This window comes from Rhodobacter maritimus (assembly GCF_058747975.1).
Map to the genome: position 1 here is coordinate 1 of NZ_JBZXDX010000004.1, position 10,693 is coordinate 10,693.

Sequence of the window (10,693 nt, forward strand, 5' to 3'; positions counted from 1 at the left end):
GTGAACGGGGTCGCCGCAACGCGGGACGCGAAACCCAGAAACGACACCAAGAAAACAAACAGCGACAAAGCCAGTGTGACCGGCCGACCCGACAATTTACGCAACACCCTGCCCCCGGAACTCAAATTCGTTACTGGTCGGTTAATATAAAGAGACAGGGGTGACAACCTTCTCTTCCCGGTAAGGCATTGAACTGCATGGATCGAAGGCCGACATGTGGTTAATCTGCACCGGGGGTGGAACCGATAAACCACTGCACAGACACAAGAAGGACGTTACGGCAGGCAACCTAACATGCGACAATATGTAGCAGGCTCGGGCGATCAAAATACCATGATGCCCGGCTATGCCGTTGAAACCCCGATGCCTGAAGCCCCCTGATCCGGCACCCGCCATGGTGCGGTTTGCCCGCCGTCAGGGGCCGGGACTTTCCCCGCACCCGCCGCACGAACGGGCGCGGGCCAGGGCCCGAACCTGCGAGGGGCCTGCGGCGCCCCTCCCGTTGGCGGGTATGCCGGTATCGTCGCGTTGAATGGCATCTGCATTGCACCCGGCAGACCGTTTGCCCCGAAGCCAGGAACGGGTGCCGGATTGTGCAAGGAAGTCGCACCCTTGGCGTGCAGAGCGTGCTTGCGCAGCTTTCATGAATCAAATAACTGATTGCAAAATAGGCAATATGGCAAATCTGCTGCCTGAAATTTGATCATCCGGTGAAAATCCTCCCCCCAGACGCAGGAAGTTATATGAACAATATCGACGAAAAGCTGCAACCGATCCTTGCCGAAGTGATGCGGCGCAACGCCGGAGAGCCGGAATTCCATCAGGCCGTTCACGAGGTGATGGAAAGCCTCGGGCGTGTTGTCGCCAAGCATCCCGATTACCTTGAACAGGCGCTGATCGAACGCATCTGCGAACCCGAGCGCCAGATCATCTTCCGCATCCCGTGGACCGATGACCAGGGCAAGGTCCAGATCAACCGTGGCTTTCGCGTCCAGTTCAACTCGGCCCTTGGCCCCTACAAGGGCGGGATGCGGTTCCACCCCTCGGTCAATGTCGGGATCATCAAGTTCCTGGGCTTCGAGCAGATCTTCAAGAACGCCCTGACCGGCCTGCCGATCGGCGGCGGCAAGGGCGGATCGGATTTCGACCCCAAGGGCAGGTCCGATGCCGAGATCATGCGCTTCTGCCAATCGCTGATGACCGAGCTTTACCGCCACCTGGGCGAACAGACCGACGTGCCGGCGGGCGATATCGGCGTGGGCGGACGCGAGATCGGCTATCTCTTCGGGCAATACAAGCGCCTGACGAACCGCTACGAGGCCGGCGTGCTGACCGGCAAGGCGATGCCCTATGGCGGATCGCGGGCGCGCACCGAGGCCACCGGCTACGGCAACACCTATTTCACGAAAGCCATGCTGGAAACGCGCGATACCGGCTTCGACGGCAAGCGCGTGGTGGTTTCGGGCGCGGGCAACGTGGCGATCTACACGATCGAGAAGGTGCAGTCCTTCGGCGGCAACGTCATCGCCTGTTCGGATTCCAGCGGCTATGTCATCGACGAGGCCGGGATCGACCTGGCCTTGCTGAAAGAGGTGAAGGATACGCGCCGCGAACGCATCTCGGAATATGCCCGGCGCCGGGGCGAGGGGGTGCATTTCGTGCCGGCGGGCAAGGGCTCGATCTGGGATGTGCCCTGCGACGTGGCGATGCCCTCGGCCACCCAGAACGAGCTGTCGGGCAAGGATGCGAAGGCGCTGGTCAGGAACGGCGTGCAGGCCGTGGGCGAAGGCGCGAACATGCCCTGCACCCCCGAGGCGATCCGCATCCTGCGCGAGGCCGGCATCCTCTTCGGGCCCGGCAAGGCGGCGAACGCGGGGGGCGTGGCCACCTCGGCGCTGGAGATGCAGCAGAACGCCAGCCGCGACCGCTGGAGCTTTGAGCAGACCGAGCAGCGCCTGGCAAAGATCATGCAAAGCATCCACGATCGCTGCGCCGAAACCGCCGACGAATACGGCGCCCCCGGCGATTACGTCCTGGGCGCCAATATCGCCGGTTTCGTGCGCGTTGCCGAAGCGATGCGGATGCTGGGCGTGATCTGAACGCGGATCCCGGGCAAGGGGCCGCTTCAGGCCCCTGCCACCCGCGCCGGGACAAGGACGCGCGGCGGGTCTTTTTTGTCCGCCGCAGCACCGGACTTGCCGCCATTCGGGATCTGCATCCCGGCCCATACCTGCCCCCGGCAGCACATGGGCCGGCCACTGCGGAAAGGCGCCCACCGGAAGCCGAGAGCCGGTTTTGAGCCCATGTCCGACCTTCGTTCTTCACTCCTGCTCCGGCTGAAAGACCTCTTCGATTGTCAGGCTGAAGAGCCGTGCGATGCTGAATGCGAGCGGAAGGCTGGGGTCATAGCGCCCCCGTTCGAGGGCATTCACTGTCTGTCGCGAAACTTTCAGACGGGTAGCGAGGTCGGCTTGCGACCAGCCCCTCTGTTGGCGGAATTCCTGAATACGGTTGTTCATTTAAAGCGCAACCGTCCAATCATGACGCCGACGAACCATATCGCAGCCATCAAAGGCCACACTGAACACATTGAGATTTTCGAAAACCCTGCTCCTTCAAGGAAGCCATAGCCGAACGTAATCAAAGCAGTTCCTGCAAATGACAGCGCAAGAGCCTCGAACTGGAGCTTGCGTTGCATTTCGTCCAGATTCCGGATGCTGCGTATAATCACTCCACAAATGAACGCGGCGGGCAACATCGGAGTAAGTGCAATCAGTATGTTGGTCGGTTGGCTCTCGACACAGCCCGCGAGAACTCTCTGAGAAATGATCAGCGTTGCAGCGTAGGTGGCCAAGCCGACCAAGAAAAGGGGTATCCGTAATTCATGATTGTTTTGGGGTCAAATCGCTTTCGCGAAGAATCTCGGGAAGTGTTGACAGGAGCGTTCCGTAGCGCCCCTCATAGCGCGTAGGAACGCGCATATCATGCACTGTCGTCTCGAAGGCATGATCACGGCTCAACATCTTCTGGAAAGCTGGGCGAGCCGCAGCTTTCTTCTCCGGCCCTTCAGACAGCAGCACCTTCGCGCGTAGCGCTTCGAATGAGTATCCACGTCCGACCCGGTTGGTGGTGCGGATCAGATTGTTCAAGCTCTCTGTGTAGGCGTTGGTCGCGCGGCAATCGAAGTAGGCGAGGATTTCTTCTCGCCAGTTGCGCCACGCCCGCTCGAAGCCGCCGAACGCGCCTTTCATCTCTTGCGGCACGGACGACCGCCATTCTTCAAAAGCTGCATCGGCCTCATCGCGGGTCTTAGCGTCATAGATGCGATAGCCCGCTTCCTTGATTTCATAGGCCATGGCCAGCGCCGGATAGTTTTCCAACCAGCCAGACAGCATCATATGCTCCTTGCCATTCAGCCGGTGCTTGCGCTTCAGGATCAGGAAACGGTCGTTCACCAGTCCACGGCGCTCAGCGGGCGTGAGATCGGCCCGTAACGCCTTCCTGACGGTCTCACAGGCGGCATTCAGCATTCGCACCACATGGAACTTGTCAACGACGACTGTGGCGTTCGGGAGAACCGCAGCGGCGGCATCCCGATAGGGTCGCCACATATCAATCGTCACCAGCTCGATGTTGTTGCGGTGATCGAGCCGCGCAAGTCGGGTCGCGACAGTCTGCTTGTTCCTGTTCTCAAGGATGTCAAAGGCCGTCAGCTTTTCGACATTGGTGAGAACACAGCGCGGCTTGATGAGATGGATTTCATCTATGCCCAGCCATCGCGGCGTGGCAAAGCGCATGGCATCATACTTGCGCTGGACATACTCTGCGAAGACAAGACGGATCGTGCCTTCGGTCACGCCGACTTCTTCGGCCACACTGGAATTTGTCCGTCGCACGGCCTGCTCGCCGATCCAGTGGACGAGTTTATCGGTCATGCGGCGCTTTTCGTCCATGTGGGGCAGGTCTTCATAGAAGGTCTTGCCACAGTGTTTACAGCGCCAGCGGCGGGTTTCTACATAGATCGAAGATCGTTTACCAAGGCGCGGCAAATCCTTGATAACCTGCTCGCGCCGTCCGAAGCCGATAACGCCATATTTCCCACAATGCTGGCAGTGTGTCGTTTCACCGGAGAGCTTGGCATAGATGTGGAAGTCGTGATCTTCCTCAACCACGCGGATCAGATCGAAGTCATCGAGTTGCAGAAGGTCCATGCACGATCATGGCGGCTAGGGCCCGCCAATCCCCCAAAGTAAGGCGCTTGATCCGACAATCCCTGTCGAAAATTCAACGCCCGCCCCGCGCTTTTTCTTCACTCGGACAACATCTCTTTTATGCAATTTTCGAACCACTCAAAGCGCTCGGCATCCGGTGCTGTGCGAGGGCCGGGGCCATTTCTTGTTTCGCAGGCTTGAACTATCGCGTTCGCGTAGCGCGTTCTTTCTTCATAAACCTTCCAAGGATATAAAAGTATCGAAAGACCTACAACTATCAGATAAAACACCACGATACGTGCGAACCACCGCTCTCTATTTGGCGTGCCAACCAGGTACTCCAAAGCGTCTAAAGGCGAAGGTATCTGCTTCATTTTTGCAAACCATTAGCAATTATCATACGAACCTCACCCATTCACCGCCACTTTGATCGCGGTCAGTGCGGTGATATTCACCGTCCGATCTGCCTCCTTGTCCATCATCGCTCCTGTGGCGACATTGCGGACCTGACGGGCTGGTCGATCACGGGTTTCGAACTTTGCCAGCCCCGGAAGTGCAACCGCATTCCCAGCAACAAGCTGGGCTGAGATCGACGCGGTAACAGCGTCAAGCGCCTCTCCGGCTTGCGCTTTGCTGATGCCGCTCCGTTCCGCAATATCAGCGATCAAATCGGCTTTAGTGATGGGTTTTGTCATGAGTGTTGTTCTCCTCGTAATTTCACATTGACGGCCCGGAACTAGGCGCGGGTTTAGGCTTCGGTGTTGGTGCGTTCTTCGGTTGGCAGTCGATCAGGAAGTGCATCATCTCTGTTGCATCCTTATTCGTGTAGAACCGCACCATATTCTCGTTGAATTCTTGCGCTCTCTTCGCAGGCACCGAAATGGCGTCAAAGCCATGCGACATGAGAACGCCGTTCATCATGAAGCGCGACGTGCGCTTGTTTCCGTCGAAATAGAATTGCTGCAACGCCCCGAACAGGAAGAAGGCCATTCCGCGTTCGCGCGGATCGGCGACTTCGGCTTCAAGGGCTTGCACAGCATCGGCAAACAGCTTCTTGAGGTTTTTCGCGCCGGGTTCCGTAGGATGGGAAGGCACAAATTCGCCTTCATAGCCAAGACCGACGTGTGGTGTTATGTCTGTGAACTCACCCTCACCACGGAAATACCCCCATTCCAAGGGTTCCTCACGAGCGACGAGAGCATGGAGGCGATCAAAGGTTGCCTTGTCGAGCCGGAACGATCCCGCTTTGACCAGCGCGAACAGCTCCCTTCCGGCGGCGGCAAGGTTAAGAACTTGCTGTTCATCCGTCAGCTTGTGTCCACCAACCGTCACCCCGTCCAGAAGCGTTTTGACTTCGGGAAAGGTGAAAGGATTCCCTTCGAGAGAACTCGCGTCAAATACGAACTGCGCAAGCATCTGTTTGTAGCGAAAGATCGCGCGATCAACGGACGCAGGCACATCGGCAGGGACCGCTGAACGATCCCACCTGAACCCCAATTTTTCGAACAGTTGCATCCGCTCGCCCCTTGCCCAAAACAATCATGTATTGCGAATATTAATACACGCGCATCGGCAGCACTTCAATCATGAATTACGGATACCCGAAAATATTAACGGTAAATTCACGATCTCTGACGCAGATTTCGGGGCTACAGGGGCCGACCGGACGGCGCTACAGTATCACCTTCGGCTTCTGATGGATGCGGGCTATATAGAGGGGAAGGATCTCCTTCAAAGCGCCAAAGACAGCAAGCTCGATGTTCACCGAATGATGGTCGAAGAAGGAGCGCCCATCCTAGTGACCCGAATGACATGGGACGGTCACGATTTCCTCGATACGGTTCGCGATTCGAAGGTTTGGGAAAAAACGAAGGATGCGCTACAGGGGGTGGGTGGCGTCGGGATCGACACCATCAAGGATGTCGCGAAAGAGATAGGCAAGGCCGTGATCAATCATCAGGTCAAGAAGCATACCGGGATTGATCTGGGGCTCTAGGCCCCATCTCAACATGCAATTTGAAGCGAGGGCTGGTCGCGGACTTGGCCCTTGCGATCATCCAGTTCAAGGCGAGTGACGATCAGCTCACGCTGATTGTATCGATCTTCGGGATCCGGGACTTCATCCAGAAAAGCGCTGATCTGCACTCTCTTCCCGATGAGGGAAGCGAACGTCGTTTCATAGTCGAAAGAGACGCAGGACAGCGCAGGGCCTCCATCCGGGTTCAGCGACAGTCTGTGTGCAATAATCTGGTCGTTTGAGATGTCCTCAACCGCCGCGATCGTTCCCTTCAAGATAATCGTCATTTTCGGATTCTACCCTCTATTCCATCTCTGCGAGCCGTGGTGCGCTTCGCTGTGGACACCCCACTGGTTGAATTGCTGGCCTTGAGAATGACGTAGACTTGCCGCGCTGGCACGATATGATGCGAAGAGGAACGAAACAGAACGAAATGAAAGCGTGTAAATAGTTGATTAAACGAGGGAAATATTTTCTCCCTCCGCCGAGGGATGGCAGCGATTTCAAGGAATTATTCCAACGTCTTGCCGCTGCGGGTGCAGGGCGGCCAGCGGACAAGGATGGTTTTCCGCAAGGACCGTGGACCCCAGACCTGCTGTCAGAAGCGATTTCGCTGATCGACGCCAACGGAACCGGCGTTGAACTGCGGACTGTTCAGCTTTGGTTCCAAGACAACGATAAGGGGATTAGCGCCGAGAATATTCGCTGGTTGGCAAGGATTTTCGGGTGCGACGACCCAGAGGCGACGAGTGATTGGCAGGCTGAACTAAGTGCATCGCAATCGCGTTTGGTCGCCAAGCGAAGAGAGAGGCGCAGGGCGGGCGTAGAGGGCGCTCAGGAGCCATCTCCGATGCTTTCGGTGGCAGAGGACGGGAATCCTTTACCTGCTCATCTGGCCGAGGCAGATGCGGCCACGAGCGAGGAGAGAAGGCGCTACAACCTTGGGGGTGTCACAGAGGGTCTTTTCAGCGGGTCTCCGTTGAACCTTGCATCTGGGGTCTTCGGTGGAGCGGTGGCACTTGGGTTCACCTCATATTTTCTCGGAATCCATGACGTGAAGTTCAACTCTCCGGAGGTTGCCATGAAGCAAGTCGGTTTCCTCTGGGCTCCGAACTGGACGTTTCTCTTTTTGGTCTTCATGCCACTGTTTTTCGCTTTCACGGTGGAGCTGCTGCATTTCTGGAAGGAAGAAGGTCGAGCTGAGATTGCAGCTCGAACCGATCAGGGAAGTGGTCGCCGCTCGTGGCGGCTCATCGTTGAAGCATCTTCGTCTACCTTTTGGGTAGTGTTCGTGATCTGCATATTGTTCGCGGGCGTCTTCCAATGGATCAGCGTTCGCCTGCTTCCCCTGTTGAGGGGCGGCGGTGACTATGCAACGGATTGGGGGTCTCTGGCACTGGCTCGCCCGGATGTAATTTCGGTGGCTGTGGAGATAGGCTTCACCGGGTTTGCCTATCTCTATATGTGTCTGTGCTTTTACTTGTTTTTCGCGGGCCTCATGCTGCTTTACACGATCGCGCATGACTTTTCGAGATCACTGTCCGTGTCCGGCGTCTTGCAGGGCGCGAAAGTTGATCCTGCGGTTCAAGGCGTAGGTGTCCGGGTGATGATCGGAATTTTCAGATGTGTGATGCTGAGCATCCTGATCGCTATCTGCATGAAGCTGCAAAGCGCCTATCTGACATCGAGTGGAGCAAACATTGCGAGCTGGCTGCTTTCCGATACGCTGTCGGTGATCGCGGGAAGGGCGGAAATCCGCGCGGTGGGTGATTATAGTGCGCCCAACCATTTCAGCAGCTTGATCATTGTGCTGTCCGCTCTGTTCGTCTTCCTCTACGGCGCGTCTCGTGTGGGTGTCGGCAACGGTTTCCAAGCCTCTCTGGGGATGATGCTGGCCTCTGTGGTGTTGCTGGTGGTCAGCTACCTGTTCATCGGAGCTTTCGCGGGCTTCTCTGTCTTGTTGGGCGTTGGCGTCTCGATCGCAGTTTACGGGCTGATCAAGCCCGCGTTTGGCCGTGGCAGGTTGGATGTGCAAGGAGAAGATCAGATTGTTTCATATACTCCATCGACCCGAAAAGTGGGAACCGGTTTTCGGACAAGTTGATGGATCACAAAGAAAAGCATACTCGAAAGACTCGGATTTCCGAGTGGTTCGAGTATAGTTGGCTCGATCAATGGGATGAGCGACGGGCTCGTCGTGGCGAAGAGGCAAAGACAGTAACAGGGTTCGCGCTCGATGCTGAGCTGGCGTTTGATGGAGCGGTGCCAGAGCTGGGCCTTGATGGCTTTTGCGCTCTCGCGGCTGAGGCGCTGGAGGATCCGAGTTATTTTGATGATGATAGCGGTGACATATCGGGTTGCGGAGCGGTATCCGGGCATATCGAGTTTTCATCGTCGATCGTGACGGATGTCGAAGAAAACAATGTCGTGCGGGTTGAGGTGACGGAAGGGCGTTCACGCGGTCGAGCATTGGTGGTCTTCCATCACTGGAATGCGAAATCCCACCAGAGGTTACTTTCCAAGGTCTTGTCGTTGTGCGGTATCACGGTGTTCGAAATTGAGATGCCATACCATTTCAATCGCAGCCGCCCCGGTTCCGCGTTCGCAGACTATATGCTCAGTCCGAACCTTGGGCGAACGGTTCAATCGATGAGGCAGGCCGTTTTGGACGGGAGAAGGCTCATACGTTGCTTAAAGCGTGAGGGCTATCAAGAAATCTCGGTGCTGGGGATGAGTTTGGGCTCATGGGTGGCTGGTTTGGTCGCTGCGCGTGAACCGGCCGTATCCAAAGCTGCCCTCTTTCTGACTGCCGGGAATCTCGCAGATATGGTCTGGACGGGTCGGGCTACCCGTCATATCCGCGAGAGCCTTGAGCGTGAACTCGACCTTCCTGATCTCCGCCGCGCTTGGGCGCTGATCAACTTGGAAAATCACGTCACTTCGTTGGCGAGGCCAGATCTTGACCTTCAGGTCGTTCTGGCGCGGCGGGATGCCGTGGTGTTGCCAGAGCTGTCGGAGAGGCTTGTGGAGCGTCTACTGGATGCGGGAGCGAGAGTGGACGCGATCAGGCTCAACTGCGGCCATTATTCGCTGGCGTTGCCGCCCTATATCGTGGCGGTTGGTCTGAGGTTGGTTCGGTTTCTGTGGACGGAGAAGAAGACAAAGCCGGGTCGCTAACGAACAGAATCGTTCAGCTTTTCAGTCTTGTCGGTTCACAATTCGGGCTTTTCCGCCTTTAGCTGCGTCCAGCAGAATGCCTTGTAGTTTCGCCGTGAATTTCGAACTGAACGCGCCAAGCGGTGTGCGGTCCTCAAAGACATAAGAGCGCTCGAAGACATCGCTGTTGAACTCGTCCAGCATCACCCAGCAGGGCTTATCAGTATCAAGGCTGGCACGTTTAGCCTCGATCTCAGGCACTTCGACAGCTATTCGCCCGTCCATTGGAGGTTGCGTTGTGATGGGGACAATGAACAGAAATGTAGTGCCGTCCACATTTGCCGTGGTGACGGCCATGCAGACCGGGCGAGGTTTTCGACCTTCTGTTTCTCCCCGAATTTGCTGGCGCTTCCAAAGAAATGGATAGGTGAAGACATCACCGGCAGAGGGCTTACGCATCCGGTTTGTCACCGCCTTCAAGGTTGCGTTCCAAAGCGGCGATCATCATGGATTTCATCGCTTCAGGCATGTCGTCCAGCGTGTGCGCCTGTTGATCTGATGCGCCAGTCAGCTCCTCGTAGCGCTCAAGGCTCATTAGCACGAAGCGTGGCTTGCGGTGCTTGGTGATAGCCACTGGCGCTCGGCTGGCGGCGGCGAGAATGTCCCCTGTCTTGCGGGCAAGATCGGCGGCAGGAAAGTTCTGGATGTCAGACACGTTACGGCTCCTGTTTCCCGCAATATACGCATATTTCGTATATTATGCAAGTGGCGGCGGGGTGCTACAGATCACCGCGCCTCACGGTTGTTCACCTTTGAGAGCGATGGCCTGTCCGTATGGTGTGTTTGAGTTTTTCTCGAAGAAGGTGATGAGGTTTCCTTTAGGGGTCTCGTCGATGCGGAAGGGGGCGCGGGCGAGGGGGCAGATTTCGTGTCCTGTTTTGGTCTCGAAGACCCTGCCATCTGGGGCGAGGGTGATTTCGTTCTGTCGGTATCCGACCCGACGCCCAGCGCGGGCTTTATGGAAGCGGGAGATGGGGTTCATGCGTCGGCTCCTCTGGGTGGTTAGTGCGATAGTGCTATAACGCTATTTATACCAAACCGTTACGAAAGGGCAAGGGAAACCCAACTGGTATAAATAAAAAAATATGCGTATAGGATGAAAAAACCTGTTGACGACCGGGGCGCGATGATGTTATAAATAAGCATGAGCCGAGGAAAGGGGTTAGAAACATGGTAAAAATAAGAAAAGCGGGAAAAAACGGGTATAAAACCTTGAAAAACGGCCAAAACGGCCAGAAACCAGCCAAAA

Annotated in this window: 13 protein-coding genes; 4 read left to right on the forward strand and 9 right to left on the reverse strand. The window is 56.5% G+C overall.

Annotated elements, in window-relative coordinates; all coding sequences use genetic code 11:
* Positions 1–743 precede the first annotated feature (743 nt).
* The gene (gene gdhA / locus AC4PTO_RS18030; protein WP_492733953.1) at positions 744–2,099 is read left to right on the forward strand and encodes an NADP-specific glutamate dehydrogenase; all 1,356 of its coding nucleotides are present in this window, start codon (positions 744–746) and stop codon (positions 2,097–2,099) included.
* A gap of 222 nt (positions 2,100–2,321) precedes the next feature.
* On the opposite strand, the gene AC4PTO_RS18035 is transcribed toward gdhA, so the two are convergent.
* The 5 genes from AC4PTO_RS18035 to AC4PTO_RS18055 all read right to left on the reverse strand — a co-directional run bounded on the left by AC4PTO_RS18035 (position 2,322) and on the right by AC4PTO_RS18055 (position 5,726).
* Positions 2,322–2,519 (reverse strand): helix-turn-helix transcriptional regulator, encoded by a 198-nt coding sequence (locus AC4PTO_RS18035; RefSeq protein ID WP_492733955.1) that lies wholly within the window; start codon positions 2,517–2,519, stop codon positions 2,322–2,324.
* Complete coding sequence (locus tag AC4PTO_RS18040; RefSeq protein WP_492733957.1) at positions 2,516–2,863, reverse strand: hypothetical protein; 348 nt, start codon at positions 2,861–2,863, stop codon at positions 2,516–2,518. Before AC4PTO_RS18040 ends, AC4PTO_RS18035 begins: the two co-directional genes overlap by 4 nt.
* A gap of 19 nt (positions 2,864–2,882) precedes the next feature.
* Positions 2,883–4,211, reverse strand: a complete 1,329-nt coding sequence (locus AC4PTO_RS18045; RefSeq protein ID WP_492733958.1) for an ISL3 family transposase — start codon at positions 4,209–4,211, stop codon at positions 2,883–2,885.
* A 407-nt stretch (positions 4,212–4,618) separates the two neighbouring features.
* A complete protein-coding gene (locus tag AC4PTO_RS18050) occupies positions 4,619–4,906 on the reverse strand; it encodes an HU family DNA-binding protein (protein WP_492729130.1) in 288 nt (95 codons plus the stop codon).
* Positions 4,907–4,928: 22 nt separating this feature from the next.
* Positions 4,929–5,726: a Fic family protein gene (locus AC4PTO_RS18055; protein ID WP_492729128.1), complete on the reverse strand. Its 798-nt coding sequence runs from the start codon at positions 5,724–5,726 to the stop codon at positions 4,929–4,931.
* A gap of 31 nt (positions 5,727–5,757) precedes the next feature.
* On the opposite strand from AC4PTO_RS18055, the gene AC4PTO_RS18060 reads away from it, so the two are divergent.
* A complete protein-coding gene (locus AC4PTO_RS18060) occupies positions 5,758–6,207 on the forward strand; it encodes a DUF2513 domain-containing protein (protein ID WP_492733960.1) in 450 nt (149 codons plus the stop codon).
* 8 nt (positions 6,208–6,215) lie between these two features.
* On the opposite strand, the gene AC4PTO_RS18065 is transcribed toward AC4PTO_RS18060, so the two are convergent.
* Positions 6,216–6,515 (reverse strand): hypothetical protein, encoded by a 300-nt coding sequence (locus AC4PTO_RS18065; RefSeq protein WP_492733962.1) that lies wholly within the window; start codon positions 6,513–6,515, stop codon positions 6,216–6,218.
* 164 nt (positions 6,516–6,679) lie between these two features.
* On the opposite strand from AC4PTO_RS18065, the gene AC4PTO_RS18070 reads away from it, so the two are divergent.
* Together AC4PTO_RS18070 and AC4PTO_RS18075 are read left to right on the forward strand one after the other, a co-directional pair.
* Positions 6,680–8,332 carry an RcgA family putative transporter gene (locus tag AC4PTO_RS18070; protein ID WP_492733963.1) on the forward strand — a complete coding sequence of 551 codons (1,653 nt, stop codon included), beginning with the start codon at positions 6,680–6,682 and terminating at the stop codon, positions 8,330–8,332.
* On the forward strand, positions 8,332–9,405 hold the full coding sequence (locus tag AC4PTO_RS18075) for an alpha/beta fold hydrolase (protein WP_492733965.1): 1,074 nt from the start codon (positions 8,332–8,334) through the stop codon (positions 9,403–9,405). The genes AC4PTO_RS18070 and AC4PTO_RS18075 overlap by 1 nt, the downstream gene beginning before the upstream one ends.
* Before the next feature lie 21 nt (positions 9,406–9,426).
* Here the strand turns inward: AC4PTO_RS18075 and AC4PTO_RS18080 are convergent, their stop codons facing one another.
* From AC4PTO_RS18080 to AC4PTO_RS18090, 3 genes are all read right to left on the reverse strand, one after another.
* Positions 9,427–9,843: a hypothetical protein gene (locus AC4PTO_RS18080; RefSeq protein WP_492733967.1), complete on the reverse strand. Its 417-nt coding sequence runs from the start codon at positions 9,841–9,843 to the stop codon at positions 9,427–9,429.
* Positions 9,836–10,099 carry a type II toxin-antitoxin system prevent-host-death family antitoxin gene (locus tag AC4PTO_RS18085; protein WP_492733969.1) on the reverse strand — a complete coding sequence of 88 codons (264 nt, stop codon included), beginning with the start codon at positions 10,097–10,099 and terminating at the stop codon, positions 9,836–9,838. Before AC4PTO_RS18085 ends, AC4PTO_RS18080 begins: the two co-directional genes overlap by 8 nt.
* Positions 10,100–10,180: 81 nt before the next feature.
* Positions 10,181–10,426: a hypothetical protein gene (locus AC4PTO_RS18090; RefSeq protein ID WP_492733971.1), complete on the reverse strand. Its 246-nt coding sequence runs from the start codon at positions 10,424–10,426 to the stop codon at positions 10,181–10,183.
* Between the last annotated feature and the right edge of the window lie 267 nt (positions 10,427–10,693).

Coding starts and splice junctions, on each gene's coding strand:
- AC4PTO_RS18090 (WP_492733971.1), bottom strand. CDS start 10,426: ATGAACCCCATCTCCCGCTTCCATAAAGCCCGCGCTGGGCGTCGGGTC.
- AC4PTO_RS18050 (WP_492729130.1), bottom strand. CDS start 4,906: ATGACAAAACCCATCACTAAAGCCGATTTGATCGCTGATATTGCGGAA.
- AC4PTO_RS18080 (WP_492733967.1), bottom strand. CDS start 9,843: ATGCGTAAGCCCTCTGCCGGTGATGTCTTCACCTATCCATTTCTTTGG.
- AC4PTO_RS18035 (WP_492733955.1), bottom strand. CDS start 2,519: ATGAACAACCGTATTCAGGAATTCCGCCAACAGAGGGGCTGGTCGCAA.
- AC4PTO_RS18075 (WP_492733965.1), top strand. CDS start 8,332: ATGGATCACAAAGAAAAGCATACTCGAAAGACTCGGATTTCCGAGTGG.
- gdhA (WP_492733953.1), top strand. CDS start 744: ATGAACAATATCGACGAAAAGCTGCAACCGATCCTTGCCGAAGTGATG.
- AC4PTO_RS18065 (WP_492733962.1), bottom strand. CDS start 6,515: ATGACGATTATCTTGAAGGGAACGATCGCGGCGGTTGAGGACATCTCA.
- AC4PTO_RS18045 (WP_492733958.1), bottom strand. CDS start 4,211: ATGGACCTTCTGCAACTCGATGACTTCGATCTGATCCGCGTGGTTGAG.
- AC4PTO_RS18055 (WP_492729128.1), bottom strand. CDS start 5,726: ATGCAACTGTTCGAAAAATTGGGGTTCAGGTGGGATCGTTCAGCGGTC.